Origin of the sequence: Acerihabitans sp. (assembly GCF_036398755.1) — a bacterium.
In the GTDB taxonomy this organism is placed as follows: Bacteria; Pseudomonadota; Gammaproteobacteria; order Enterobacterales; family Enterobacteriaceae; genus Acerihabitans.
In genome coordinates this window covers 53008-78026 of record NZ_DASWOM010000018.1, presented here as the reverse complement: position 1 = coordinate 78026, position 25019 = coordinate 53008, and the positions used below count along the sequence as shown (strand labels likewise).

The window sequence follows — 25019 nt, the reverse complement described above, 5'->3', positions numbered from 1 at the left end:
AACATCCTCTGCCTGAAGCTATAATCAACATGGAAAAATACTAGAAATAATACGACCGGTCGTATTTAAAAGCATGCCGGGTATGCGCCGGGGGGTCAATAGCGCGCGCGGGCAAAAGGCACGATATTGCCACGGGAGGATGCGCTGACCGGTTAAGGGCGCGGGATGATAAGCAGGGACGTTACAAGGAGCGCGACGTTATGATTACCCGATGTTGTTCTGACGCAGCCGGCGTCATTACGGGCGAGAGCGGGGATGAAACATCGCTATCACAGGCGGTTATCTCGGTAAAAAATACGCCGACCGCGTTGATGGCCCTGCCGCCTGAAATGATCGTGGAAATCCTGGGTTATCTCTCTCCAGACCATTTATATCAGGTGAAAAACATTAATAATTCTTATCTTAAAACGCTGTGCGATTACACCTTAACCTATCGCAGCAGCAAGTCAGCCAAACAGGACGCGCTGGTGTACTGCGCTATCGACAATAACATTGATAAATTGCGCTTTATCATTGAGCAATCTCTTCCAGCTGAAATCAGTGCGTCCCAAGCCGCCTATTCCCTGGCGTTGATGCTGGCGATAAACAAGGGTTCACAACCTCTTGTCCTGGCGCTGTTAGGTCATACATCCATTCCGGAAGGGACGTTTTACCAGCATGTCTATCAGGATGCCCAGGATTTTATCGCTTCGTTACCCACGGTTTAAAAGAAGCTGAAACGCCATTAATTGCTGAATTTATAGCCTTATGATAAAGCTCTTTTTTGCTAAAATATCATCATACAGGCTTTTTTTATGGACCCTATTCATACAGTTGATTGCCCGTTGTCAGCCAATGCGGTTGGCATCACCACATCAGATGACTATCAACCGGCGCGGTTAAACACCCTGTACGCCGCAGGCAACACCCCTGTTGAGCCGCCTCGCCCCGCCGTCGGCAAAAAAAGCGCTATGCTTAACGATTTTTTCAGGCGTGGCGATCTTATTTCCTTCAACCGGCTGATTGATTTGTCAACGGCCCAGGAGATTCATGCCGCCCTGCCGCCGTTGGGACAGGTTATCGCCGAAACGCTGAACGATTATTTTGCGCTTTCCCCGCCCGAAAACGACGCGACGGAGCGCGGTACGAGCCAGGACGGCAACCGGTTGAAAACCTGGACTACCCTTCATTGGCAATATGTGGACCTGTTTAACCTGATCATCCACCATGCGCGTATTGACCATCGTCGGCTATCCATCGCGACGCTGAAACTGATCCTGCTCTTTCTCTCCCAACAGCAATCCGTGCCGGAAACCATCAAACAACTGCTGGATATCGACGACATCCGCCATGATTATTGTCTGATGGTAACAGCATTAAAATATTCGGTGGATAGCCGGGCAACAGCTGAACCGCGGGTCGACGGGATTCCCGGTCTTTAATGGGCGGGCAGGACGATGGCGCTGTCCGCCAGGGTGCCCATGTTGTTGTAAACGGCGCAGGCGGCGTCCACCAGGTTCATGGCGAGCGCCGCGCCGCTGCCCTCGCCCAGGCGCATTTCCATATCAAAATAAGGCCGCAGGTCCAGATGCGCCAGGGCGGTTTTCGCCCCTTTTTCGGCAGACAGATGCGAGGGGATTAAATAAGGCCGCGCCTGCGGCGCGATGCGACACGCCACCAGCGCGGCGGCATAGGACAGAAAACCGTCCAGTATCACCGGGACGCCCTCGGCGGCGGCGCCCAGCATCACGCCGGCCATGCCGCCGAGATCGAAACCTCCCACCTTTGCCAGCGCGTCGACGCCGTCGCGCGCATCCGGCCGGTTGACGGCGATGGCGCGCTCCACCACCTCGATTTTATGCGCCAGCATGGAGAGCGGCAGATTGGCGCCGCGCCCCACCACCGCCGCCGCCGGCTCGCCGGTTAACACGCTCACCAGCGCGGCGGCGGGCGTGGTGTTCGCCATGCCCAGTTCGCCGACGCCGAATAAGGTAACCCCCCGCGCAACCGCCTCGGCCACCAGCGTCGCGCCGGTTTCCAGCACGGTGCGCGCCTGGTCGGCGGACATTGCCGGGCCGGTGGCGATATTGCCGCAGCCGCGGCCCATGCGCCGGTCCAGCAGGCCGGGCAAAGGCTGTTCGCAGTCTATGCCCAGATCCACCACGGTCACCGCCGCCCCGGCGTTGGCCGCCAGCACACAGACCCCGGTGGTGCCTTTTACCATATTGGCCGCCTGGATAGCGGTAACGATGCGCGGCGACACCGCCACCCCTTCTTCGTATACCCCATGATCGGCCACCATCACCATTATTTCTTTTCCCGGAAACGCCAGCGGCCGATCGCCCATGATGCCCGCCAGCTGGACCGCCAGGCTCTCCAGTCGGCCAAGACTGCCCGGCGGCTTAAGCAAGCCCGCCAGCCGTTGTTCCGCCCGCGCCATGGCCTGCTCGTCCAACGGACGGATGGCGTCGATCACCTGTTGCAGTGTTTTCATTCTCTTCTCCTGACGAAATGGGCTGGGTTTCAGCGGTCGGGCCGGGTGGCGCGGCCGCTGTCGTTCAAATGGTTAAGCACACAAAATCCGTCGTTAAGCGTGACCCGGGTGTAGGCGTCCTGGCGGAAGGGAAAATGCCACATGGCGGAGGGCGGTAATCCCAGCAGTGTGGCCAGCAGTACGCCCAGCACACCCTGATGGGCCACCAGCAGTATGGCGTGCGCGCCGTCCTGCTCGCCAAGCCGCGCCGCCGCCTGCCCGACCCGCCGCGCGAAGGTCTGAAACCCTTCCCCGCCCGGCGGCGCCACATGCTGCCAATCGTCACACCAGGCCGCATAACGCCGCGGATCCTGCGTGCGCAGATCATGATGATGACGCAGCTCCCATTCGCCGAAATCCATTTCGTCCCATTCCGGCCAGGCCTCGGGCGGCGCGGAGGGACAGATAATGCCGGCCGTTTCTATGCTGCGCTGGAGCCGGGAGGTCAATACGCGCCCGAAGGTCACCCCCGCCAACTGCCTGGCCACCCGGCGCGCCTGAACGCGCCCCTTGGGCGTCAGGGCCAGGTCGCTGAGGCCGCAGTAGACGCCATCGCGGTTGGCCTGGGTCTCGCCGTGGCGCACTAAATAAAGATTCATCATGGGACGGCCAGCGCCGCGAGTAAAAACAGCCATTCGAATATCTCCACCCCGCAGCCCAGCGTATCGCCGGTCTGGCCGCCGAGCACCGCATTGATCCTGGCACGGTAGCCATAGGCCAGCACCAGCACGATGAGCGCTGCTCCGCCGCCGCGCAGTCCGGCGATAGCCAGGGTCAGCAGCATGCCGGCCAGCAGCGCCACGGCGAAATGATGGCCGCTGATCTTGCCGATATAAACGTTGCCGAGGCCCGATTCACGTGCATAGCGCTGGCGATACATCAGAATGCTTATCAGGGCGCGGCTGACCACCGGGGCGGCGACGATGTAGGGCAACGCACCGCCGGGATGCAGGCTTAGCGCCGCCATCGCCGCCAGCCGCAGGCCGATGGCGAATACCATCGCCAGTGCGCCGTTGGTGCCGACGCGGCTGTCGCGCATGATTTCAAGCATCTGTTCACGCCGGCGCGCCGAAAAAATGCCGTCGCAGGTATCCGCCAGCCCATCGAGATGAAAGGCCCCGGTGACCATGGCGTTGGCCAGAACCGTCAGCAGCGCCGCCAGCGGCGTGCCGAACGCCGGTTCGGCAAGGGCGAACACCAGCGCGCAGATAGACCCCACCACCAGTCCCACCACCGGCATCCAGATGACTCCGCGCGCGTAGGCGTCCAGCGGCAAATCCCGCGTCCAGCGCGCCGGAACCGGCAGGCGGGTCATAAATTGCAGGGTGGCTAAAAAAGACTTCATTGCGCCGCTCCGCCGAGATTATCGCTGCGATTGTCGTGATGGATTTCACCGCGGTCGCCAAGGGGATGACCGTTGCCGCCCTTGATCGGCAACGGTATGCCGGACACCACCAGCCAAACGTCGTCGGCGGCGGCGGCCAACCGCTGGTTGACCCGCCCGGCGATATCGCGAAACCGCCGGGCCAGCAGGTTTTCCGGCACGATGCCCATCCCGAGTTCATTGGTCACCAGCACCACCCGGCAGCGCGCGTCGGCGCAGGCGGTTATCAGCGCCTCGATTTGCCCGGCGATATGATCCTCGATGGCGGTGAAATCCATCGCCTCGGGCGGCGTGGCGCCCGCCTGATCAAACAGCAGGTTGGTTATCAGTGTGGTGACGCACTCCAGCAACACCCCCTCCACCCGATCCGCATGATCGCGGATCACCCGGTCAAGGTTGCGATGCCCCTCCCAGGTCAGCCAGTGCGCGGGACGATCGGCGCGGTGTTTCTCCACCCGCAGCGCCATTTCATCATCGGTCACCCTGGCGGTGGCGATATACAGCACCGTGCCGCCATGGCCGGCGGCAAGGGACTCCGCCAGGCGGCTTTTGCCGCTGCGCGCGCCTCCGGTCACCAACATCATGATCGGGACTCGCGCGGCCGGTATGCGGTGGGTCCCGGCGCGGCCCCGTAATAGCGTATTATCACCGTGTTTCTCCCGTTGTTGCATGCTCACGCATAATCTGGTAGAGCCGCGCGATGTCGATATTGGCGCGCATCTGGCTTGCCAGCGCATCAAACGACCGTTCCTTGCGCTCGCGCCAACCGGCCACCGGCGCATCCAGTTTGTCCAGGCCGCGCCGCTCGCGCAGCGCGTCAAGCAACGCCCGGGTAAACAGCGGGCTGTCGAACAGCCCGTGGATATAGCTGCCGGCCACATCGCCCGCGGCGTTAACCGCCCCGTCGTCCTGCCGGCAGGCGCGGCCGTTTTGCCGCGACAGCGTGGCGAAGGGGCGCGCGCCGGCGCCAAGCGTGGTCTGGCCCATATGGATTTCATACCCGCTTAGCGCCAGCCCGCCGGCGGCGGCAAATACCCCCGTCGGCAAGGATTGCACCCCCGCCTCCACCTGGGTGGTGATTTTACGCGGCTCGAAACGGGTATCGCAGTCCAGCAACCCCAGGCCCATGGTGTGGGCGATACCCGATTCGATGCCGTCGGTGACCCGTCCGCCCAGCATCTGAAACCCGCCGCAGATGCCCAGGATCGGCACGCTCTGGCCGTGGGCGCGATGGATTGCGGCGTCGATACCGTTCTCCCGCAGATAGGCGAGATCGCCAAGGGTATTTTTACTGCCGGGGATGATCAGCAGGTCCGGCACGCCCAGCGATTCGCCTCGTTTAACATAACGCAGGCGGACGTCCGGCTGCACCGCCAGCGCGTTGAAATCGGAAAAATTGGCGATATGCGGCAGTTGCACCACCGCGACATCCAGTTCGCGCGCGCCGCCCTGGCGATATTTATCCCCTTGCAGGGCGACGCCGTCCTCATCTTCCAGCGGCTCGTCGAACCATGGCATCACCCCCACCACCGGCACGCCGGTCAGGGCTTCGATTTGCTCGATACCGGGCTTGAGCAGCGCCGGATCGCCGCGGAATTTATTGATGATGACCCCCTTGACCCGCGCTTTTTCACCCGGGCGCAACAGCGCCAGCGTGCCGTAAATGGCGGCGAACACCCCGCCTTTGTCGATATCGGCCACCAGCAGCACCGGCGCGTTTGCCTGTTCCGCCATGCCCATATTGACGATATCGCGATCGCGCAGGTTGATTTCCGCCGGGCTGCCGGCGCCCTCGAGCACGATAATGTCATAATCCGCCGCCAGGCTGCGATAAATCTCGCCGACCCGCTCGCGCAGCTGCGGTTTGTAGCGGTGGTAATCCATGGCGTCCATATGGCATAACGCCTCGCCCATGACGATCACCTGCGATTTGCGATCGCTGGTCGGCTTGAGCAATACCGGATTCATGCGCACGTCCGGCTCGATGCCCGCCGCCTCGGCCTGGAATACCTGCGCCCGGCCCATTTCCGCGCCGTCGCGGGTGATCCACGAATTCAGCGCCATATTTTGCGCTTTAAACGGCGCGGTGCGGTGACCATCCTTTGAAAAAATGCGGCACAGCCCGGCCACCAGCACGCTTTTGCCCACGTCGGACGCGGTGCCCTGCACCATAATCGACCAGGTCATTATTGCGCCTCCCGACATTGTCCGGAAAAAGCGAACAGTTCATCTTCGGTCTTCACCAGCGGCATGCCCAGCCGCGTATGCGCCTTGACCAGCCAGGGCTGGCTGAGTCCCGCGCGCGCCAGCATCGCCGCTTGCAGGAACACGTCCCGCTCGCTGCCCTGGGCCAGCAGCCTACCCTGTGCCATCACATAGATGTAATCGCAGATATGATAAATCAGGTCGATATCATGGCTTGCGATAATGACGTGCCGGCCCTGGGCGGCGATGCGCTGGATAATGCCGATCATCGCCGCCCGGCCCTGCGGATCCAGCCCGGCGGTGGGCTCGTCCAGCAGCAGATAATCCGATTGCATCACCAACGCCCCGGCAATGGCCACGCGTTTTTTCTGGCCATGGCTGAGGTACTGGATCGGCCGGTGGCGAAAGCCGTTGGCTCCGGTAAGCGTCAGCGCCTGCTCCAGCCGAGCCTGGATCACCGCCTCGTCCATGCCGAGGTTGCGCAGGGCAAACGCGATATCGCTGTCGATATCGGTATAGAACAGCTGATGATCCGGCTCCTGGAAGACCATCACCACCTGCTGGCGCAACGCCAGCAGGCTGCGTTTATCGTAGTCCAGCGGTTTGCCGCGCCACAGCACCCTGCCGCTTTGCGGCTTTTGCAATCCCAGCAGGTTCATAAACAGCGTGGACTTGCCGCAGCCGTTGGCGCCAATCAGTCCGGTGACCTGGCCGCGGCTGAAATCCAGCGTCAAATCGCACAGCGCCGGCTGATCCTGCTGCCAGGAAAAATTGAGTGCTTCGGTAGCTAACATCGTCAATCCTTATAAATGAAACTCGCCCTGGTATAATTTCACGTCCAGCGCGATGGACATTTCCCGATAGCGGGTCATGACCCGCAGCATCAGCATGCCCACCAGCATCGCCAGCGAATGATAGCCGGTACGCAGGGAGCTGTAGCCAAAGCGCAGCGACTGCGCCTGGCGTATGGCCATGGCCTCGTCGAGGAAGATAAAAATAAAGCGATAGCTCAGCAGCGTATGCTCGATCAAAAGCCGCGGCAGATGGCAGCGTTTAAGGATCTGGATAATCTGGGTAAAGGGCGTGGTCAGCACAAATAAATAGGTGGCCGCCAGCGCGGTCATGCTGCGCCACATGGCCTGGTTGGCCAGCGTCAGGCCATGGTGATCCAGGCCAAAGTACAGCGTCCCCAGGCGCACGCTGTAGAGCATGCCCTCGGCCGACCAGGCGAAGGACAGCGCGATGCTCAGCAGGCTGACCGCCAGAAATCCCAGCGGCACGCCGAGCCAGCGCAGATAACGCGCCAGTCCCACCCGCGCCAGATAGCAGGTCAGGGGAATAAGCAACAGCAAGGTGGCGCACTGATACATCGGCGAGGTCAGCAGCGCTATGCCAAGCAAGACCGCGTACAGGACGAATTTGCGCATGGGATCACGCGCCTGCCAGCGGTTTTGCCAGGCCAGGCGGTCGATGTCAAGCATGACGGTCGTCCCGCGGTTGGCCGTCCCGCCGCCGTCCCCTCGCCCGGAGGTCTTTCGCGCCGTCTTCACCGCCGCGATGACCGCCATTGCGGCTTTCCTTGCCACGGTAAAAACCCAGTATATAAAACACCACCCCGGTGCCGATGGAGCCCTGTAAGGTAAACAGCAGGCTTTCAATTTCGCTGCTGGCGGGTTCATAGAGCGAGGAAAACCAGGGTTTATAATCAGGCGCCAACGTGCCAATCAGCCCTTCCGCCTCGTTGTCCGAGCCGCCATAGCTCCCGCCATGGTTAATGAAAAACGGCATCACCATCAGCGCCACCACCAGCGAAAGCAATATCAGCATTTTTTTCATTTTAATGGCTCCCGGCGGTGATAAGCTGCCGTTTGGTCAGTTGGTCGTATATCATGACGGTTAACAACCCTTCCGCGATAGCGATGGGGATTTGTGTCAGGCAGAACACCCCCATAAATTTCAACGCCGAGCCGGTAAAGCCAAAAACGGGATCGGGAAAAGCCAGTCCCAGCTGCAGCGAGGTCACCATATAGGTGGACAGATCGGCGAGCGTCGCGCACAAGAACACCGCCACATCACGCCGCAGGCCCATGCGCAGCGACAGCCGCCAGACCGCGTAGCCCACCATCGGACCGACCACCGCCATCGAAATGGCATTGGCGCCCAGGGTGGTCAGGCCGCCGTGCGCCAGCAGCAGCGCCTGGAACAGCAGCACCACCGCCCCCAGCACCGACAGCACCCACGGCCCGAACATGATGACCGCCAGGCCCACGCCGGTGGGATGGGAACAGCTGCCGGTCACCGACGGGATTTTCAGCGCCGACAGCACAAAGATAAACGCGCCGCACAGCGCCAGCAGCACCTTGCGGTTGCCGTCCTCGGCCACAATCTGCCGCATACGGGTCAGTCCGACCGCCAGGCACGGTAAAAACAGCAGCCACCAGCCGAGCGCCCACATCGGCGGCAGAAAACCTTCCATGATATGCATGGCGTACGCGTCCTGCGGCACCACCAGCAATAACAGCGTCATGCCGGCGCCGAACGCGGACATCCCCTTGCCAATCTGTAGGTTCATCGGTTAACTCCTCGGTTATCCATTAAAACGCGCCGTTGCGGCGGCCGGCCAGCCTTTATTGACCACCACCGTGGAAAAATAGGGTAATACCCGATCCGGCGCCAGTTCGCCCAGCGCGCGGAAACACTGCTCCTGCGCAAGCGATGCGTCGGCCATCAGCAGCGCATGGTCCAGCAGGCCAAGACGGCGCAACAGCGCCTGGATGCGGGCAAAACGGCCATACACCTTCATCAGCACCACGCAATCATGTGTCAGCAGCGCCTGTTCCAGCGCGCTCTCATCATCGGTGCAGGCCATCACCGCCAGCGATTGGCTTTCCATCGCCAGCGGCACCTGCGCCCTGGCTGCGATACAGGCGAACGAGGTGACGCCGGGGATAATGTCAATCGGGACGCGGCCCTGCAGGCGCGCCAGTAAAAACACCCAGGTGCTGTACAGCATGGCGTCGCCCAGGGTAATAAACCCCACCTGTAGCCCCTGCGCCACATCGGCGGCCATTTCCCCGGCCACCGCATCCCACACGGCGTCTTTTTCCCCGGCGTCCAGGCTCATGGGAAAATGACGCGTCCTGACGTCGACCCGATCGCTTAGATATTCACGCACGATACTCAGCGACAGGCTGTCGCCGCCCTTGCGTCCCGCCGGCGCATACAGCACATCCAGTCGCCCCAGCGCGCGGGCGCCGCGCACCGTGATCAGATCGGCGGCGCCGGGTCCGGTGCCGATGGCGTAAAGCCGGCCGGTCACAACGTCACCTCTGCGGGCACGCGATCCAGAAGATGATCGACAAACAGCTGCTGGACCAGCGGGTTTTCACCCAGCCCCTGTACCCAGCAGCGGCATTCGTAGCCCGCGCCCTGTAGCCGGCTTTTCCACGAGTCCGGCTTATCGGACGCCATATCGTTGACGGCATGATCGCCGGCCACCAGCATCAGCGGCATTAAATGTACCTTGCGCACCGGCTGGGTCTTAAGCCTTGCGATCACCAGTTGCAAATCGGGATAGCTTTCCACCGCGCCGATAAGCGCCGGGATGCCGCGCGCGTCCAGCATGTGATCCAGGCAGGCATAGGCGGCAAACGCGTGATGGCCGGTGCCGTGCCCCATGAACACCACCCGTTCGTCCTCGGCCGGCGCGGGCATCTGCGCCTGTAGCGCCGCCATCAGCCGTCCGTAGTCGCGCTCGTCGTTCAGCAGCGGCGCGCCGATGTGCAGCCGGTCGAAACGCCCGCGCCACGCGTGCGCGTGATGCAGGATTTTTTCGTACTCATCGCCATTGATGATATGCAGCGACTGGATAGCCACATCGCGGTAGCCCTGCCGCCAGAGTTTTTCCAGCGCCTGCTGGGGCGAATCGATAAACAGGCCGTCGCGCTGCGCCAGCTTGCGCAGGACCATGCCGGAGGTAAAGGCCCGAAACGCAACGCGATCGGGGAACGCGGCGGCCAACCGCCGCTCGCAGGCGTCGATATTGCGCTCGCGCGCCTCGGTGTAGGTGGTGCCGAAACTGATGGTCAACAGCGCTTTTTTCATAATGGTTCCTTGTTTGCCGCGCCGGCGGTGTTCAGCCACCGGTCCAGCCGGTGTTCAAAGGCGTCGGGGGTGGTTATCACGTCGTCCCAGCGCATCAGCGGACGGCGGATGACCACGCAGGGGATATTCAAAGCCAGGCAAGGCAAGACCTTTTCGGCATAACCCCCTTCCCGGCCGGATTCCTTGGTGATCATCACCTCGGGTCGGTACTGGCGGTACAGGGCCAGGTTCAGCTCGCGGCTGAAGGGTCCGGTCATGGCGATGACCTGATGGACGCCCAGGCCCAGCGCCGCGCACTGGGCCAGGATCGCGGCGGTGGGCAGCACGCGGGCTATCAGGGTCTTGCCCGGCAGCAGCGCGACATAATCGGCCAGCTGTTTGCTGCCGGTGGTCAGCAGGATACGCTGTCCCAGCGCCGCCGCCGTCCGGCACGCCTGCGCCACCGAATCCACCGTAAACAGCCGGGGATGGGTGATGGCGTCGATATCGCTTTGGCGTTCATAGCGCGTCAACGGCAGCGCCAGCGCCCGGCACGCCGCCGCCAGGTTGCGCGACGCCAGCTCGGCGTAGGGATGGGACGCGTCGATGACCCAGCGCGCCCCGGAAAGCCAGCCGGCCATTTCACCGGCGTCCATGCGTCCCACCTGCCGGGCGCCCCCCACGCCCGCGGCCAGCGCTTCGCCGGTGGCGGTGGCCACCGACAGGCTGTAAGACACCCCGCGCCGGGCCATCACCCGGCATAACGCCAGCGCGTCGGACGTGCCGCCGAGAATATGCACCTGGGGCGCCTGCGCGCGGACGGCATCCTGCGCGCAGACCATCCCCCCGCCGCCGTCAACCGGCTCTCGGGCCGCTGCAGGTGGGCATATCCGGCCCGCCGTCACTGCGCGTCCGCCTGGATTTGATAGCCGCGCGGCGTAATCATCAGGCCGTCGCGGCAGTAGGTCGCCTGGTTGCCGACGATCACCAGGCAGGTCATATCCACCGGCGCGAAGTCCATCTCACCCAGCGTGGTCAGCCATTTTTCCTGTTTTTTACGCCCGGCGGCGCGCACCACGCCCACCGGCGTGTGCGCCGATTTATAGCGGCTCATCAGGGCAAACGCGTTGGCCAGGTGATCGGGCCGGCCGTGGCTGCGCGGGTTATAAAAGCAGATGACGAAATCCGCCTGCGCCGCGCACAGAATGCGCTTTTCAATCACCGGCCAGGGCGTCATCAGATCGCTTAGGCTGATGTGGCAAAAATCATGCATCAGCGGCGCGCCCAGCAGCGAGGCGGCGGCGGTGCTGGAGGTGACGCCGGGAATAAGCTTCAGCTGCACATCCAGTCCCTGTTGGGTGACCAGTTCCAGGATCAGGCCGGCCATGCCGTAGATGCCGGCGTCGCCGCTGCTGATAAGCGCCACTTTCCGGCCGGTGACCGCCAGATCGAGCGCGGCCTGGCAGCGCTCGATTTCCTTGCACATGCCGGTTTTGATCACCTCTTTATCGCCGGTCAGGTGCTTGACCAGATGGGTATAGGTTTTGTAGCCGACGATAATGTCGGCGTCGCGGATGGCGTCAAGCGCCTCGATCGTCATGGCGGCCTGGCTGCCCGGGCCGATACCGATTACATACAGCATCAGCAGGAAACTCCTAAGGTAATGGTCACGCCCTGGGTCCGCAGCGTATCGCCCACCAGGCGACCGTTGCTCATCAGCCAGGCGACGGGTTGGGATACGCTGCCGATGCCCACGATGCGTTTAACGAATTCCGATACGGGAAAACGGGCCGCCGCCGGCGCCAGGGCGGCGACGGAAAAGATCTCGAACGGTACGCAGCACTGATTGGCCAGGTGGCGCAGCGCCGGTTCGTCGCGTTTAATCGCTACGCTGCCGATGGCGCGCAGCGCCAACGGGTCGATATGCAGGCCCGCCAGTTGCCGCGACAGCAGGTTCGCCACGGTGGAAGGCGGCGTGTCGCGCTTACAGCCGATACCGGCCACCACGCAGCGCGGCACCAGTTTGTATACCGGCACCGGCACTTCCGGCACGCTGTCGCGCAAACTGACGTACAGCAGCGCGTCCAGCTCGGGCAAATCGTCCAGATCGGCTACCAGCACCAGGCCGCGGGTATCGCAATACTCTTCCGGCCAGCGCATTTTTATCGACGCCAGCGACGTTTGGTCCCAGTACAGGCCGACGCGTCCGCCGCACACCAGCAACTGGTTAAGCTTTTTCACCGTCTGGCGAAAATCCGTCATGGTGGCGTTGAGCTGCTGCGCCAGGATATCCACCGCCGCCAGTTGGTTGACATCGGTTGCGGTGGTGACCACGGGCGTGGCGCCGATAAGCCCGGCGATATAGCCGGTCAGCGCATTGGCGCCCCCCATATGGCCGGACAGCAGGCTGATGGCATGGTGGCCGCAATCGTCGATTACCACCACCGCCGGATCGCTGAATTTATCTTTTATCAGCGGCGCAATCACCCGCACCGTCAGGCCGGTGGCGCAGACGAATATCAGCGCCGAATAGTCGTTGAACACCTCCGCCACCGTATGGGACAGCGTGCCGTGAAACGCGGTAAAACCCGGCTCCAGCAAACTCTGACTGGTGAAACAGGTCATCGGGATAAGTCCCGATAGCCGCTTGGCCAACTGGACGCCGCCAGGGGTCAGGCAAAACAGGGCGACCGACTCAGGCTTGACGATATTCATGGGTAAATTCCGCGTGATACAGTTTTGAGTAGTGGTATTCATCGCCCAGGAAGGCGCCCACCAGGATAAGCGCCGTTTTGCCGATGCCCGCCGCGCGCGCCTTGCCGGCGATATCCGCCAATGTGCCGCGCACGGTTTTTTCCTCCGGCCAGGTGGCTTTGTAAATCACCGCCGCCGGCGTATCGGCGGGATAGCCGCCGTCCATCAGCCGCTGCGCCACGCGTTCAATAGCCTGCACCGACAGGAAAATCGCCATGGAGGTCCGGTGCGCGGCAAACGCCTCCAGCGATTCCAGCGCCGGCGTCGGCGTGCGTCCCTCCATGCGGGTGATAATCAGGCTTTGCGCCACCTCCGGCACGGTGTACTCCACGCCCAACTGCGCGGCGGCGCCGAGGAACGCGCTGACCCCCGGCACGGTGCCAAAGCCGATATTAAGCAGCGCCAGTTCCTCAGACTGCTCGCGGATGGAGCCGTAAAGGGAAAGATCCCCGGTTTGCAGGCGCACCACCAGTTTGCCCTGCGCAATGCCTTCGGCCATATGACCGATAATCTGCTGCAGGTTAAGGCCGGCGCTGTCATGGCAGACCGCGCCCGGTTTGCAGTAATCCAGCAGGGAGGGATTGATCAGCGAACCGGCGTAAATCACCACGTCGGCCGCGCATAACAGCCGGTAGCCTTTCAGTGTAATCAGTTCCCGGTCGCCCGGTCCTGCGCCGACAAACCAGATCAGCCGGCGGTCAAAGAGCTCTGTCATGGGTATTCTCCTTGAGACAGGAAATAATAAAAGCGGGATTGTTCGGTTTGAAAAAGTGTCCGCTGCCAAGGCCGGTCAGGCCGGCGACCTGCATCTGGATGCAGTCCGCGCGCACGAAGGGCGCCTGGCGCAGCGCGCCCAGCGCCTCGCTGAGGTTCTCTTGTAAAATCAGGTTAATCACCAGGCGTCCGCCGGGAAGCAGCAGTTCGCCGGCCCAGCGGATGATGGCCGACAGGTTGCCGCCGCTGCCGCCGATAAACACCGCGTCGGCGTTTACCGCCAGCGGCAGCGGCGCTTCGCCCGCCACGATCTCCACCCGGTCCAGGGAAAATCGGGCGCAGTTATCGCGAATCAACGCCAGCGCGTCGGGGTTGCGCTCCAGCGCCATCACCCGCAGCCGGGGGTAGCGGCAGGCGGCTTCGATGCCCACGCTGCCGGTGCCGGCGCCCACGTCGATCAGCAGTCGCGCCCGCGCCAGTTCCAGCCGATCCACCGACACCAGCCGGATTTCGCGTTTGGTCATCGGCACCGGGCCGCGGATAAATTCATCATCTCGCATCGAGGATCACCACCACGTTCATTGCATAATGCCGCGCCACCCGCTCGGGCGGCAGCCGATGGATACGTTCGTCGGGGTAGGACAGGTTTTCGCCGATAATCATCACCCGCGGCCGCGCGCGCGCCAGGATTTCGCGGGCGATCTCATGGGGGCCGATGTGCTGGTCGGTGACCATCGCCACCTTGGGATGCGACAGCAGGAAATCAAAATCGGGCGCGCGGCCATGGCTGCTGGCGAGGTAGACCTCGTTCATCGGCAGCCGCAGGCGGGAAAACAGATATTGCACCGCGCTGATGCCCGGCTCGATATGCAGATTTTCCGCTCCCATCCGCCGGGCCAGGTAGTCGCCGATGCCGTATAACATCGGGTCGCCGGAGGCCAGCACCACCGTCGTCAGCTCGGCGTGGGCGTCCAGCCAGTCGGCAAGGGCCGCCAGCGACGGGCCGAACGTGCGTTTTTCGCCTGGGAAATCGGGAAAACAGGCCAACTGGCGCGCGCTGCCGATAAGCAACGAACACCGGTCGATCAGGCGCCGGGCGCCCGGTGTAAGGTAGCGGCCATCCCCCGGCCCCAGCCCGACCACGCTTAACCGGGGCGCATCCCTACCGAAGCCATCCTCCGTCGTCCGGCTCATCGAAACGCCTCCGTCAGTTCCGCCACCGGGCGGCTGCTGCCCAATACCTGCTGGTCAAAAGAGAACAGCAGCGCATCGCAGCGGGGCGGCGTTGGCGAAAAGCGCAGCAGTTCCGCCATGCGTTCGGCCACGCGCGCGGCAACGGCCGGATAGACCCGCTGCCAGCCCGCGGCGTCGATAAGCGTCATCGCCTCCTCGGTGGTCACGCATGCCGCCACCTGATGCATCAGCGCGTGGGGGGCGTCGCATAACGCCAGCCAGGCAATCAAGGTCTCCATACGCCCATCGGCGATATGGCTGTGGGTGTGGAAAATCCCCGCCGCCACCTTTACCAGCTTGCCGAAATGGCCGACCAGCATGATCTGGTGAAACCCGAGGCGTTCCGCTTCCTTAAGCATATAGCCGACAAAATTGCTCATTGTGACAACGTAACGAGAATCGATATCCAGCTGCTCGGCGACGAAGCGTTCGCCGTGGTTGCCCGGCACCAAAATGACCCGATCCATGCCCTCGGCGCGTTTCATGCCCAGCTCAAGGGACAGGGATTTTTTCCAGCTTTCCTCCGACATCGGCGTGACGATGCCGCTGGTGCCGATAATGGAAATACCGCCCAGGATGCCGAGGCGCGCGTTATAGGTTTTACGCGCCCGCGCTTCCCCTTCGGGGGCGAAAATGTCCACATCGGCGCCGCGTTCCGGCCCGATGGCCTCGCGCACCGCCGCCTCGATGGTATGGCGCGGTGTTTTGTTAATAGCCGCCTGGCCGATCGCCAGGCCGATGCCGTTGCGGGTCACGCGGCCCACGCCGATGCCGCCGTCAATATGGATGGCGGCATCGGCGCGCAGCCGCACCCGGGCAAAAATCAGCATGCCGTCGGTAGCGTCCACATCGTCGCCGCCGTCCTTGCGGATGGCGGCGGTGGCCGCGCCGGGGCTAATCAGCGGCATTTCGACGTTCAGTTTCAACGCCACGCCGGACGGCGTGACGATGGACACCGTGTCGATCACCTGCTGGCGCAGCAGCATCAGCGCGGCGACTTTGGCCGCGGCGGTGGCGCACGACCCGGTGGTATACCCTTTGCGCAACGCCCGGCCGTTATGCCAGACCACGTCGTCCATCATGCCTCCCGCAGTTGATACAGGATGGCGTTAACAATCGCCGCGGCGATATTGCTGCCCCCTTTGCGGCCCAGCGCCGCGATGCAGGGCACCGCGCTTTCGGCCAGCGCCTGTTTGGACTCGCTGGCGCCGACAAATCCCACCGGCACGCCGATGGCTCCCGCCGGCCGGTAGCCCGACCGTTCGACATGCTCCAGCAGGCGAAACAACGCGGTGGGCGCGTTGCCGAAGACAAACAGGCTGTCGTCCGGCTGCCGTCCCGCCCGTTCCACCACAAAGTCCACCGCCGCCATCGAGCGGGTAATGCCCTGGGCGCTCGCCTGTTCGGCTATGCCGGCATCGCCGATATAGCAGGCGATATTGCCGCCCAGCCGCGCCAGCGCGGTTTTGTTGATGCCGGACAGCGCCATGGTGGTGTCGGTATACAGGGTGCAGCCCCGGCTCAGGGCGCCGGCGATGTGTTCCGCCGCGCCGGCCGAGAAATGCAGGATATCCAGCCAGTCGAAATCCGCGCTGGTATGGATGGCGCGCAGGATAATTTTTTCCTGCCAGATATCCTGGAACTGGAAATCGGGACGCTCGCGGGCAATGATTTCGCGGATAATGGCAAAACTGGCGCGCTCGATGTGTTGCGGTTGTTTGATATAACTCATTCGCTTACAGCTCCGGGCATTCGCCCCGTTATAAAGCCCAGTCAGGCATTACGATCCCTAATCCCGCGCTGGCGGCATAGAGCAGGCATATCGTCGCCAGCATCAGCGCGGAGGCGACATACAGCATCCGGATGCTCCGGCTGATATCGTCCAGGGAAATCTCGCGCCTCGCCTCGCCGATCCAGGGTTTTTCCACCCGGACGTTAAAATAATCATTGGGTCCGCCCAGCCGCACCCCAAGCGCGCCGGCCACCGTCGCCTCAGACCAGGCGCAGTTCGGGCTTTTATGCTGGTAACGATCGCGCCAGCCTATGCGCCAGGCGCCGCGTCCGTCCAGGCGCAGCAAACCCGCCGCCAGCGCCAGCAGCACAAAGCCCAAGCGCGCCGGCAGCCAGTTGGCCGCGTCGTCCATGCGCGCCGACACGCAGCCGATGGCCTCATATTGCGGCGTCCGGTAGCCCACCATGGAATCGAGGGTATTGACCGCTTTATACGCCATGGCCAGCGGCACGCCGCCGATCGACAGCCAGAACAGCGGCGCGATGACGCCGTCGACGCTGTTCTCCGCCACGGTTTCCACCACCGCGCGCATGATTTGCGGCCGCGTCAGGTTGCGGGTATCGCGTCCGACGATATAGGACAGCTGCCGGCGGGACTCCGCCAGATCGTCGGTGAACAGCGCGTGATAGACCGCCATGGCGGCATCGCGCAGACCACGGGTCGCCAGCAGGGTGTAGGTCAGCCAGGCGGTGGCCAGCCACGCCAGGACGGGATAACCGGACAGCAGGCGCAGCAAAGCCCAGGTCAGCCCGCCGCTGCCGCCCACCACCAGCAGCCACAGCACGCCGCCGCCGATATACAGCGACCGGCGGCTACGGCAAAAACGGCGGATGACCCGCTGCAAGCCGGCGATGGCATGGCCTATCCAGCGCACCGGGTGCGGCCAGTTCGGCGGATCGCCAAGCCAGAGATCCAGCAGATATCCGGCGATAAACGCGGTCAGGGCGGTCATAGCAGCGCGCACCCTTTGTCCAGCCAGCGCCGCAGCAAGGCCGGGCGCTGGTAAAAATGCACATGCAGATAGCTGGCGAGCAGCGTCTCGCCGCCATAACCGCCCGGCCATCGTTTTACTTCGCCGTCTGCGCCGCGTTTGCTGAGGGTGAACAGCGGCGGTTCATCGGTAAAGAATTCGGAATGGTGAAATTCGTGACCACGTAACGTTTCTCCTTTTACCGTCAGCAGATTATCGCCAAGCGCCCGGCCCTCGCAGTAACCGAACCGTTTAAGCCCCTCGCTCATGCGGCTGACGCCGCGCAGCAGGCCGACCATCGGGAAGGCTTGGCCGTTCTGGTCCTCCAGGGAGGCGCCCAGGTACATCAGGCCGCCGCATTCGGCGTAAATGGCCACCCCGCGCAAACCGGCGCGCCGCAGCGCCGCTCGCATCATCCCGTTGGCCGCCAGCCGGTCGGCGAAGACCTCCGGAAAACCACCGCCGAGATAGATCATCTGGCAGTCCGGCAATTCCCGGTCGCGCAGCGGGCTGAACGGCACAATGCGCACGCCGATATCGCGCAGCAGCTGTAGATTATCCGGGTAGTAAAAATGGAACGCCTCGTCCTCGGCCAGCGCCAGGGTCAGCTGCTGATAGCGCGCGGCGGCGGGCGGCGCGGGCAAACGGCCGGGCGCGGGCTGGCAGTCGGCGAGCCGGAGCAGTAGGTCGATATCGATATGCTGTTCCACGCAGTGCGCCAGCTGATCCCACTGCGCGTCCAGGCGGCGGCTTTCCTGCGCCGGTACCAGGCCCAGATGTCGGGACGGCAGCTCCCAGTCCGGCAACGGCGGAAGATACCCCAGCACCGGCAGGTCGCAGTAACGGGTAATGGCGGTTTTAATCAGGTTGAAATGATTGGGGGTGGACACGCGGTTAACGATAATGCCGGCGATATTGACGGCGGGATCAAACAGTTGAAAACCCAGCACGGTGGCCGCGGCCGAGGTGGACACCGCCTTGCCGTCGATGATAAGCACCACCGGCACGCCCAGCTGTTTGGCGAGCGCGGCGCTGCTGCATTCGCCGCCGTCGCTGCCCAGGCCGTCATATAGCCCCATGACGCCTTCGATGATGCCCACATCGCTGCCCTGCATATGGCGGGTAAACAATCCGCTCAGGGTATCCGGCGCCAGCATATAGGCATCCAGGTTGGGCGACGCCACGCCGCTGACCGCCTGATGCCAACCGGTATCGATATAATCCGGCCCGCATTTGAACGGCTGGACCCTGTGGCCGCGCCTGGCCAGCGCCCGCAGCAGGCCGAGCGTCAGCAATGTTTTCCCGGTCCCGCTTTGCGCGCCGCCTATCAGAATCGCTTTCATCCGCATCCCGTTATGCCTGGGCGGGCCGAGCGGGATTGTCATAAGCAACGGCGGCGGAATGGCGCTATCCCGACGCAGTCGTTAGGACAACCCGCTTCCCACCGAAGGAGTTGTTACCGAGCCGGTCAGGCTCTTGTTATCAGGCAGGTCTTCTGGCTTTGCGTCATTCTCCTCCGGCCCTTCCCAATCGCGTGCGATCAGTGGTGACGCCGGATTTGTCGGCATTACAGCAGCGGGGGCTGCGGAGGATTCGCACCTCCTTCCCTGACGGCCTTGCGGCGCGTTTAACCTGGTAACATTGGCATGTGCGCCGCGCGGCAAGTAAAAACATTTACCGGCGGCGACCCTGTTATCGTTAATCTAAAGTATCTGGGGAAAATATACCCCGGATTGGATCAAAAAAAATGTTCACCGGGGGTTATTTAATTAAAATTTATTGTCTGGGGATAACACTTTTTAGTTATCGAAAATTAGCCATGCCGTGGCGCGTCTCGATTGAAAGCCATTTTTGGCGGCAGGTGACAATAGCATTAAATAGCGTTGAGTAAATTTTGAAAATGAGATCCGGATCGCCGGAAAACAAAACAATAACGTCAGGAGAATTAAACCAGCGGCGGGGAAAGTGATTAATTACGCGGCAAGGCGATATTTCCCGCCGGCGGGTTATTTTGCGACATCAGGCGCTGCTCACGATAGGCCTGGGGGGTAATGCGATAGGCCTGGCGAAATACCTTGCAAAAATAACTGGTCTGGGAAAAGCCGAGATTGCGCGCGATGACGGCGATGGACCAGTCGCTTTGCTCCAGCATCTGGCGCGCGCTGTCCATACGCTGTTGGTTAACATAGGCATTAAAGCCGATGCCCTGGTATTTCTTGAATAATTTGCTGAAATAATAGGGGCTGAGATAAACCATGGCCGCCACGTCCTCCAGGCGCAAATCCTCGGAATAGTGGCTGTCGATGTAACGCAGCACTTTTTTCATTTTACTGTCGTGCTGGCTTGGGATCGCCGCGCGGCGCTCGGCGCTGGCCGGCTGGTGCTCCTTAATCACAACAAAATCAAGCTGTTGTTTGAGGTAGTTATCGACGATGATTTTCAGCAGGTCGGCGGAAGACAGCAGCCGGTCATAATCGATAATCGGGATATTCTCGAAATGCTCGGCCAGCTGGCCATTTTGTCGCCAGGTGAAAGAGCTGCTTTCCTGCATTTCGGGAAGCTTGACGGTGTCTTTGATCCGCACCTGGCCGCACAGCACAAAACCGACTAAATGACCGCCTATCACCAGGGGAATGGAAAAATCGGTCAATCCGGCGTGGCACCGGTAGATACAGGGCTGGTTGGATTTGGAGGCTTCCAGTCCGCCGCAGCGATCGCTCATGCGGCAACGCCGGCCCATTTCCGGATCCTGGCGCAATGATTGGCAAAACGGGGTGAAGTGATATAAATCCGAGACTTCCTCACCGTGTATATTCACCACCACAACCGCCAGGTTGGTGGCATTAGCGAAATCATGCGCGATTTTATTTATCAGTTCTGAATCCATGAAACTACCGGAATTCATAATTTCCCCTCTCGCGCTTTACTTATTTTTAATAAACCAGTAACAAAAAAGAGATATTTCGACTGGCCGTGACGTCGGAATGGGAGATGCCGCGATTACAACGCTATATTTTAAAGCTGTTTGGGATTAAATCATTTATCGCTTATTCAAAACCGTGCTCTATGACACAAATATAGGATTGTACCGGAACCCGGCCCGCAGACGCGGATCCCGGCCGTACAGGATTATTGCGGCGGTTGTGCCGCGGCATCCTGTTTGATATTGCCGGGCAAATGACGCGCAATCAGGAAGCGGTACACCGCCGCGCCCATGATGGCTCCGGCGATGGGCGCCAGGATCGGCACGATAAAATAAGGGATATCCCTGCCCCCGGTCATCGCCACGTTACCCCAGCCGGCGAAAAAGGTGAACAGCTTGGGACCGAAATCACGCGCCGGATTCATGGCGAACCCGGTCAGCGGCGCGGTGGAAGCGCCGATCACCGCCACCAGAACCCCGATCAGCAAAGGCGCCAGCGGGCCTTTTGGCACGCCGTTGCCGTCGTCGGTCAGCGCCATGATAAGCCCCATCAGTATGGAGGTAATGACGAGCTCCACCAGCGCGGCCAGGCCGACGCTGATGGCGCTTGCCGGATAGGTGGAGAAGATGCTGGCCAAAAACAGGCTGTCCTGGCTGCCGCGCACCATCTGATGGGCCTGCTCGTAGATGTCGAACATATTGTGGTACAGCAGGTAGGTCAGCGCCGCGCCGCAAAAGGCCCCCGCCAGTTGGGCCAGAATGTAGGGCAGCACTTTCCTGCCCTCGAAATTGGCCAGCAGCCACAGGGCGATCGTCACCGCCGGATTAAGATGGGCGCCGGAAATGCCCGCGGTAAGATATACCGCCAGCGCAATGCCCAACCCCCATACCACGCAAATTTCCCACAGGCCGAAGCTGGCGCCGGCGAGCTTGGCGGCGCACAGCACGCTGGTGCCGAAGAACATAAACAGCCCGGTACCCAGCAACTCGGCAACACATTGCCCTTTCACCGATCGTAGAGTGTCGCTCATCGTAATTTTCCTGTATGTCGTCGATATGAAATATTTATCAACGTGAATCCGCATGGCTGCCGACTGGCTTTTGGTCTATTTTTAACGAAATTATTAATGAGCGGAACACGTGTATGGCTATACGCTATATGCATGGCTATTATTTAGCAAAGCACTTTATCAACCAAATGAGATCTCACCTGCAATTATCTTTTTATGCAAAAGAGTTTAAAGATAAAATTTCGTTTTATTTAGTAATAAATAATCGCCCCGGCTGATATTTTTTCCGTACAACATCTTATTACTCGCTGTTTTATATGGCTTTATTTATTTATTGCAATAATACATTTTAGCAAAACGATGATTTTTTCCCGGTCAGATGCGCGGTGGTTAAAATCATAATTTTTCGTCAAATTCAAGGGTAATTTTTTTATTGTGGAGTCCATAAAATTAATCAGTGTTATTGAAAAATAACCCCGAGGCCAGACGGGACGCTGTGCCGTCAAATCAAAATGACAATATTTTGTTATGCCGTCGCCAATCATTTCTTATATTTTAATACTAAACAAGCCATTATTTTTTATCGCATCTGCGTATATTTCATCTGGGACATTCTCAGAATTTTAATGATTGGTCGAGGTAATAAAAATGCAACAAGAAGCCCTGGGCATGGTGGAAACCAAAGGTCTGACCGCCGCGATTGAAGCGGCCGATACCATGGTGAAATCGGCCAATGTGTTGTTGGTCGGTTATGAAAAAATCGGTTCCGGTCTGGTGACGGTGATAGTGCGCGGCGACGTCGGCGCGGTTAAAGCCGCCACCGACGCCGGCGCCATGGCGGCGGCCAACGTCGGTGAAGTGATAGCCACCCACGTCATCCCGCGTCCCCACGCGGATGTGGAGAAATTTTTGCCTAAAGGAACCCGCGAATGAACACCGATAAGGTCATCGAGGCGATCCTGGCCCAGGTGATGGCGAAAATCGGTGACGGCGTCCCCGCGGCGCCCCCTTCTCTCACCCCATTGGAACGAGGTCCGGATATGTCGGAAAACACCTGTAACCTGACGGAATTCGTCGGCACAGCCATGGGCGACACCATCGGTTTGGTGATCGCCAACGTCGACAGCGCAGTATTGACGGCGATGAAGCTGGAAAAACGCTACCGCTCCATCGGTATTCTCGGCACGCGCATCGGCGCCGGCCCGCACATCATGGCGGCGGACGAGGCGGTCAAGGCGACCAATACCGAAGTGGTCAGCATCGAACTACCGCGCGACACCAAAGGCGGCGCGGGACACGGCTCGCTTATCATTTTCGGCGGCGAGGACGTGTCCGATGTGAAACGCGCGGTGGAAGTGGCGCTCAAGGAGCTGGACCGGACGTTCGGCGATGTCTACAGCAACGAGGCCGGCCATATTGAACTGCAATACAGCGCCCGCGCCAGCTACGCGCTGGAAAAAGCGTTCGGCGCCCCCATCGGCAAGGCCTGCGGCGTGATTGTCGGCGCCCCCGCCGCCATCGGCGTGGTGATGGCCGATACGGCGGTGAAATCCGCCAATGTCGATGTGGTCTCCTACAGTTCCCCGTCCAACGGCACCAGCTTCAGCAATGAAGTGATCCTGGTGGTCTCGGGCGATTCCGGCGCGGTGCGCCAGGCGGTGACCTCCGCCCGCGACATCGGCAAAATCCTGCTCGGTACGCTGGGCGCGGTGCCGCATAACGATCGTCCGTCTTATATTTAACTCCTTATGGGGGATGGCATGAAATCCAAGCGATTTGAAGCGCTGGCGAAACGGCCGGTTAACCAGGACGGTTTCGTCAAAGAGTGGGTCGAGGAAGGCTTTATAGCCATGGAAAGTCCCAACGACCCCAAACCGTCGATAAAGATCGTCGACGGCAAGGTTACCGAACTCGACGGCAAGGCCCGCGCCGATTTCGATCTGATCGACCACTTTATCGCCAATTACGGCATCAACCTGCCGCGCTCGCAGGAAGTGATGGCGATGGACTCGGTGCTGCTGGCGAAAATGCTGTGCGACCCCAACGTGTCGCGCGCCGATATCATCCCGCTGACCACCGCCATGACGCCGGCGAAAATCGTCGAAGTGATGTCGCAGATGAACGTGGTGGAAATGATGATGTCGATGCAGAAGATGCGCGCCCGGCGCACGCCTTCGCAGCAGGCGCACGTCACCAATATTCAGGACAACCCGGTGCAGATTGCCGCCGACGCCGCCGAAGGCGCCTTCCGCGGCTTCGACGAACAGGAAACCACGGTGGCCGTGGCGCGCTATGCGCCGTTTAACGCCATCGCGCTGCTTATCGGCTCGCAGGTTGGCCGTCCGGGCGTGCTGACGCAATGCTCGCTGGAGGAAGCCACCGAGCTGAAGCTCGGCATGCTGGGTCATACCTGTTATGCGGAAACCATCTCGGTGTACGGCACCGAACCGGTATTTACCGACGGCGACGACACGCCCTGGTCAAAGGGATTTCTCGCCTCCTCCTACGCCTCGCGCGGCCTGAAGATGCGCTTTACCTCCGGCTCCGGGTCGGAAGTGCAGATGGGCTACGCCGAAGGCAAATCCATGCTGTACCTGGAAGCGCGCTGTATTTTCATCACCCGCGCCGCCGGCGTGCAGGGACTGCAAAACGGGTCGGTCAGCTGTATCGGCATCCCGTCGGCGGTGCCGTCGGGCATTCGCGCGGTGCTGGCGGAAAACCTGATCTGTTCATCGCTGGATCTGGAATGCGCCTCCAGCAACGACCAGACCTTTACCCATTCCGATATGCGCCGTACCGCGCGTTTGCTGATGCAGTTCCTGCCCGGCACCGACTTTATTTCCTCCGGTTATTCGGCGGTGCCCAACTACGACAATATGTTCGCCGGCTCCAATGAAGACGCCGAAGACTTTGACGACTACAACGTCCTGCAGCGCGATCTGAAAGTCGACGGCGGCCTGCGGCCGGTGCGCGAACAAGACGTGGTGGCCATTCGCAACAAAGCGGCGCGCGCGCTGCAGGCCACGTTCGCCGGCATGGGCCTGCCGCCCATTACCGACGAGGAAGTGACCGCCGCCACCTATGCCCACGGCTCAAAGGACATGCCGGCGCGCAACAAGGTGGAGGACATGAAGTTCGCCCAGGAGATTATCGAGAAGAACCGTACCGGACTGGAAGTGGTCAAGGCGCTGGCCGAAGGCGGTTTCGCGGACGTGGCGCAAAATGTGCTGGATATCCAGAAAGCCAAGATAGCCGGCGATTATCTGCATACCTCGGCCATTATCGTCGGCAACGGCCAGGTACTGTCGGCGGTGAACGACATCAATGATTACGCGGGTCCGGCCACCGGATACCGTTTGCAGGGCGCACGCTGGGAAGAGATCAAAAACATCCCCAACGCGCTTGATCCCAGTGAGCTGGGTTAACCAAGGCGGCCATG

At 61.2% G+C, this 25019-nt stretch carries 27 protein-coding genes, 1 pseudogene and 1 riboswitch; of the genes and pseudogenes, 5 read left to right on the top strand and 23 right to left on the bottom strand.

Going from position 1 to position 25019, the window contains the following annotated elements:
* Nucleotides 1–200 precede the first annotated feature (200 nt).
* Both VGC33_RS03890 and VGC33_RS03885 read left to right on the top strand, forming a co-directional pair.
* A complete protein-coding gene (locus VGC33_RS03890) occupies nucleotides 201–707 on the top strand; it encodes a hypothetical protein (protein WP_331119236.1) in 507 nt (168 codons plus the stop codon).
* Between the two features lie 243 nt (nucleotides 708–950).
* The gene (locus tag VGC33_RS03885; RefSeq protein WP_331119234.1) at nucleotides 951–1421 is read left to right on the top strand and encodes a hypothetical protein; all 471 of its coding nucleotides are present in this window, start codon (nucleotides 951–953) and stop codon (nucleotides 1419–1421) included.
* Here the strand turns inward: VGC33_RS03885 and cobT are convergent.
* The 23 genes and pseudogenes from cobT to VGC33_RS03770 form a co-directional block, all read right to left on the bottom strand.
* A complete protein-coding gene (gene cobT / locus VGC33_RS03880) occupies nucleotides 1418–2473 on the bottom strand; it encodes a nicotinate-nucleotide--dimethylbenzimidazole phosphoribosyltransferase (protein ID WP_331119232.1) in 1056 nt (351 codons plus the stop codon). The two genes, VGC33_RS03885 and cobT, sit on opposite strands and share 4 nt — an antisense overlap.
* Nucleotides 2474–2502: 29 nt before the next feature.
* Nucleotides 2503–3114 carry a histidine phosphatase family protein gene (locus VGC33_RS03875; protein ID WP_331119230.1) on the bottom strand — a complete coding sequence of 204 codons (612 nt, stop codon included), beginning with the start codon at nucleotides 3112–3114 and terminating at the stop codon, nucleotides 2503–2505.
* A complete protein-coding gene (gene cobS, locus VGC33_RS03870; protein WP_331119228.1) occupies nucleotides 3111–3857 on the bottom strand; it encodes an adenosylcobinamide-GDP ribazoletransferase in 747 nt (248 codons plus the stop codon). Before cobS ends, VGC33_RS03875 begins: the two co-directional genes overlap by 4 nt.
* Entirely contained in the window at nucleotides 3854–4480 is a 627-nt protein-coding gene (cobU, locus tag VGC33_RS03865; protein ID WP_331119226.1) for a bifunctional adenosylcobinamide kinase/adenosylcobinamide-phosphate guanylyltransferase, read from the bottom strand. The genes cobS and cobU overlap by 4 nt, the downstream gene beginning before the upstream one ends.
* Before the next feature lie 61 nt (nucleotides 4481–4541).
* On the bottom strand, nucleotides 4542–6083 hold the full coding sequence (locus VGC33_RS03860) for a cobyric acid synthase (RefSeq protein WP_331119224.1): 1542 nt from the start codon (nucleotides 6081–6083) through the stop codon (nucleotides 4542–4544).
* Nucleotides 6083–6895, bottom strand: a complete 813-nt coding sequence (locus VGC33_RS03855; RefSeq protein ID WP_331119222.1) for an energy-coupling factor ABC transporter ATP-binding protein, CbiO family — start codon at nucleotides 6893–6895, stop codon at nucleotides 6083–6085. The genes VGC33_RS03860 and VGC33_RS03855 overlap by 1 nt, the downstream gene beginning before the upstream one ends.
* 9 nt (nucleotides 6896–6904) lie before the next feature.
* Nucleotides 6905–7582, bottom strand: coding sequence for an energy-coupling factor ABC transporter transmembrane protein (locus tag VGC33_RS03850; RefSeq protein ID WP_331119220.1), 678 nt, complete (start codon nucleotides 7580–7582; stop codon nucleotides 6905–6907).
* Between the two features lie 85 nt (nucleotides 7583–7667).
* Nucleotides 7668–7937: pseudogene (locus VGC33_RS03845) on the bottom strand (energy-coupling factor ABC transporter substrate-binding protein); the annotation flags it as partial.
* A 1-nt stretch (nucleotide 7938) separates the two neighbouring features.
* Complete coding sequence (locus VGC33_RS03840; protein ID WP_331119218.1) at nucleotides 7939–8673, bottom strand: energy-coupling factor ABC transporter permease; 735 nt, start codon at nucleotides 8671–8673, stop codon at nucleotides 7939–7941.
* A 15-nt stretch (nucleotides 8674–8688) separates the two neighbouring features.
* A complete protein-coding gene (locus VGC33_RS03835; RefSeq protein WP_331119216.1) occupies nucleotides 8689–9420 on the bottom strand; it encodes a cobalt-factor II C(20)-methyltransferase in 732 nt (243 codons plus the stop codon).
* Complete coding sequence (cbiK, locus tag VGC33_RS03830; protein WP_331119214.1) at nucleotides 9417–10205, bottom strand: sirohydrochlorin cobaltochelatase; 789 nt, start codon at nucleotides 10203–10205, stop codon at nucleotides 9417–9419. The genes VGC33_RS03835 and cbiK overlap by 4 nt, the downstream gene beginning before the upstream one ends.
* A complete protein-coding gene (gene cobK / locus VGC33_RS03825; RefSeq protein ID WP_331119212.1) occupies nucleotides 10202–11026 on the bottom strand; it encodes a precorrin-6A reductase in 825 nt (274 codons plus the stop codon). Before cobK ends, cbiK begins: the two co-directional genes overlap by 4 nt.
* 59 nt (nucleotides 11027–11085) lie before the next feature.
* Nucleotides 11086–11826, bottom strand: a complete 741-nt coding sequence (locus VGC33_RS03820) for a precorrin-3B C(17)-methyltransferase (protein WP_331119210.1) — start codon at nucleotides 11824–11826, stop codon at nucleotides 11086–11088.
* A complete protein-coding gene (gene cbiG, locus VGC33_RS03815) occupies nucleotides 11826–12899 on the bottom strand; it encodes a cobalt-precorrin 5A hydrolase (RefSeq protein WP_331119208.1) in 1074 nt (357 codons plus the stop codon). Before cbiG ends, VGC33_RS03820 begins: the two co-directional genes overlap by 1 nt.
* Nucleotides 12880–13653, bottom strand: a complete 774-nt coding sequence (locus VGC33_RS03810; RefSeq protein ID WP_331119206.1) for a cobalt-precorrin-4 methyltransferase — start codon at nucleotides 13651–13653, stop codon at nucleotides 12880–12882. Before VGC33_RS03810 ends, cbiG begins: the two co-directional genes overlap by 20 nt.
* On the bottom strand, nucleotides 13637–14212 hold the full coding sequence (locus VGC33_RS03805; RefSeq protein ID WP_331119204.1) for a decarboxylating cobalt-precorrin-6B (C(15))-methyltransferase: 576 nt from the start codon (nucleotides 14210–14212) through the stop codon (nucleotides 13637–13639). Before VGC33_RS03805 ends, VGC33_RS03810 begins: the two co-directional genes overlap by 17 nt.
* Nucleotides 14202–14846: a cobalt-precorrin-7 (C(5))-methyltransferase gene (locus VGC33_RS03800; RefSeq protein ID WP_331119201.1), complete on the bottom strand. Its 645-nt coding sequence runs from the start codon at nucleotides 14844–14846 to the stop codon at nucleotides 14202–14204. The genes VGC33_RS03805 and VGC33_RS03800 overlap by 11 nt, the downstream gene beginning before the upstream one ends.
* The gene (gene cbiD / locus VGC33_RS03795; protein WP_414636884.1) at nucleotides 14843–15967 is read right to left on the bottom strand and encodes a cobalt-precorrin-5B (C(1))-methyltransferase CbiD; all 1125 of its coding nucleotides are present in this window, start codon (nucleotides 15965–15967) and stop codon (nucleotides 14843–14845) included. Before cbiD ends, VGC33_RS03800 begins: the two co-directional genes overlap by 4 nt.
* On the bottom strand, nucleotides 15964–16617 hold the full coding sequence (locus VGC33_RS03790; protein ID WP_331119197.1) for a cobalt-precorrin-8 methylmutase: 654 nt from the start codon (nucleotides 16615–16617) through the stop codon (nucleotides 15964–15966). Before VGC33_RS03790 ends, cbiD begins: the two co-directional genes overlap by 4 nt.
* Nucleotides 16618–16645: 28 nt before the next feature.
* Entirely contained in the window at nucleotides 16646–17629 is a 984-nt protein-coding gene (gene cbiB, locus VGC33_RS03785) for an adenosylcobinamide-phosphate synthase CbiB (protein WP_331119196.1), read from the bottom strand.
* Nucleotides 17626–18990, bottom strand: a complete 1365-nt coding sequence (locus VGC33_RS03780) for a cobyrinic acid a,c-diamide synthase CobB (protein ID WP_414636883.1) — start codon at nucleotides 18988–18990, stop codon at nucleotides 17626–17628. Before VGC33_RS03780 ends, cbiB begins: the two co-directional genes overlap by 4 nt.
* Nucleotides 18991–19115: 125 nt before the next feature.
* Nucleotides 19116–19298: riboswitch (cobalamin riboswitch) on the bottom strand.
* A gap of 318 nt (nucleotides 19299–19616) precedes the next feature.
* Entirely contained in the window at nucleotides 19617–20552 is a 936-nt protein-coding gene (gene pocR, locus VGC33_RS03775; RefSeq protein ID WP_331119191.1) for a transcriptional regulator PocR, read from the bottom strand.
* 224 nt (nucleotides 20553–20776) lie between these two features.
* Nucleotides 20777–21601 carry an MIP/aquaporin family protein gene (locus tag VGC33_RS03770; protein ID WP_331119189.1) on the bottom strand — a complete coding sequence of 275 codons (825 nt, stop codon included), beginning with the start codon at nucleotides 21599–21601 and terminating at the stop codon, nucleotides 20777–20779.
* 627 nt (nucleotides 21602–22228) lie between these two features.
* Here VGC33_RS03770 and pduA point away from each other — a divergent pair.
* The 3 genes from pduA to pduC are packed head-to-tail and all read left to right on the top strand — an operon-like array spanning nucleotide 22229 to nucleotide 25005.
* The gene (pduA, locus tag VGC33_RS03765) at nucleotides 22229–22513 is read left to right on the top strand and encodes a propanediol utilization microcompartment protein PduA (RefSeq protein WP_331119187.1); all 285 of its coding nucleotides are present in this window, start codon (nucleotides 22229–22231) and stop codon (nucleotides 22511–22513) included.
* Nucleotides 22510–23322 (top strand): propanediol utilization microcompartment protein PduB, encoded by an 813-nt coding sequence (gene pduB, locus VGC33_RS03760; protein WP_331119185.1) that lies wholly within the window; start codon nucleotides 22510–22512, stop codon nucleotides 23320–23322. The genes pduA and pduB overlap by 4 nt, the downstream gene beginning before the upstream one ends.
* 18 nt (nucleotides 23323–23340) lie before the next feature.
* Complete coding sequence (gene pduC / locus VGC33_RS03755) at nucleotides 23341–25005, top strand: propanediol dehydratase large subunit PduC (protein WP_331119183.1); 1665 nt, start codon at nucleotides 23341–23343, stop codon at nucleotides 25003–25005.
* The last annotated feature ends 14 nt before the right edge of the window (nucleotides 25006–25019 follow it).

Bases quoted from the DNA above. Each gene is read 5' to 3' on its own strand.
- VGC33_RS03890 (WP_331119236.1), top strand. From the start codon at position 201: ATGATTACCCGATGTTGTTCTGACGCAGCCGGCGTCATTACGGGCGAG.
- VGC33_RS03885 (WP_331119234.1), top strand. From the start codon at position 951: ATGCTTAACGATTTTTTCAGGCGTGGCGATCTTATTTCCTTCAACCGG.
- cobT (WP_331119232.1), bottom strand. From the start codon at position 2,473: ATGAAAACACTGCAACAGGTGATCGACGCCATCCGTCCGTTGGACGAG.
- VGC33_RS03875 (WP_331119230.1), bottom strand. From the start codon at position 3,114: ATGATGAATCTTTATTTAGTGCGCCACGGCGAGACCCAGGCCAACCGC.
- cobS (WP_331119228.1), bottom strand. From the start codon at position 3,857: ATGAAGTCTTTTTTAGCCACCCTGCAATTTATGACCCGCCTGCCGGTT.
- cobU (WP_331119226.1), bottom strand. From the start codon at position 4,480: ATGATGTTGGTGACCGGAGGCGCGCGCAGCGGCAAAAGCCGCCTGGCG.
- VGC33_RS03860 (WP_331119224.1), bottom strand. From the start codon at position 6,083: ATGACCTGGTCGATTATGGTGCAGGGCACCGCGTCCGACGTGGGCAAA.
- VGC33_RS03855 (WP_331119222.1), bottom strand. From the start codon at position 6,895: ATGTTAGCTACCGAAGCACTCAATTTTTCCTGGCAGCAGGATCAGCCG.
- VGC33_RS03850 (WP_331119220.1), bottom strand. From the start codon at position 7,582: ATGCTTGACATCGACCGCCTGGCCTGGCAAAACCGCTGGCAGGCGCGT.
- VGC33_RS03840 (WP_331119218.1), bottom strand. From the start codon at position 8,673: ATGAACCTACAGATTGGCAAGGGGATGTCCGCGTTCGGCGCCGGCATG.
- cbiK (WP_331119214.1), bottom strand. From the start codon at position 10,205: ATGAAAAAAGCGCTGTTGACCATCAGTTTCGGCACCACCTACACCGAG.
- cobK (WP_331119212.1), bottom strand. From the start codon at position 11,026: ATGGTCTGCGCGCAGGATGCCGTCCGCGCGCAGGCGCCCCAGGTGCAT.
- VGC33_RS03820 (WP_331119210.1), bottom strand. From the start codon at position 11,826: ATGCTGTATGTAATCGGTATCGGCCCGGGCAGCCAGGCCGCCATGACG.
- cbiG (WP_331119208.1), bottom strand. From the start codon at position 12,899: ATGAATATCGTCAAGCCTGAGTCGGTCGCCCTGTTTTGCCTGACCCCT.
- VGC33_RS03810 (WP_331119206.1), bottom strand. From the start codon at position 13,653: ATGACAGAGCTCTTTGACCGCCGGCTGATCTGGTTTGTCGGCGCAGGA.
- VGC33_RS03805 (WP_331119204.1), bottom strand. From the start codon at position 14,212: ATGCGAGATGATGAATTTATCCGCGGCCCGGTGCCGATGACCAAACGC.
- VGC33_RS03800 (WP_331119201.1), bottom strand. From the start codon at position 14,846: ATGAGCCGGACGACGGAGGATGGCTTCGGTAGGGATGCGCCCCGGTTA.
- cbiD (WP_414636884.1), bottom strand. From the start codon at position 15,967: ATGATGGACGACGTGGTCTGGCATAACGGCCGGGCGTTGCGCAAAGGG.
- VGC33_RS03790 (WP_331119197.1), bottom strand. From the start codon at position 16,617: ATGAGTTATATCAAACAACCGCAACACATCGAGCGCGCCAGTTTTGCC.
- cbiB (WP_331119196.1), bottom strand. From the start codon at position 17,629: ATGACCGCCCTGACCGCGTTTATCGCCGGATATCTGCTGGATCTCTGG.
- VGC33_RS03780 (WP_414636883.1), bottom strand. From the start codon at position 18,990: ATGAAAGCGATTCTGATAGGCGGCGCGCAAAGCGGGACCGGGAAAACA.
- pocR (WP_331119191.1), bottom strand. From the start codon at position 20,552: ATGAATTCCGGTAGTTTCATGGATTCAGAACTGATAAATAAAATCGCG.
- VGC33_RS03770 (WP_331119189.1), bottom strand. From the start codon at position 21,601: ATGAGCGACACTCTACGATCGGTGAAAGGGCAATGTGTTGCCGAGTTG.
- pduA (WP_331119187.1), top strand. From the start codon at position 22,229: ATGCAACAAGAAGCCCTGGGCATGGTGGAAACCAAAGGTCTGACCGCC.
- pduB (WP_331119185.1), top strand. From the start codon at position 22,510: ATGAACACCGATAAGGTCATCGAGGCGATCCTGGCCCAGGTGATGGCG.
- pduC (WP_331119183.1), top strand. From the start codon at position 23,341: ATGAAATCCAAGCGATTTGAAGCGCTGGCGAAACGGCCGGTTAACCAG.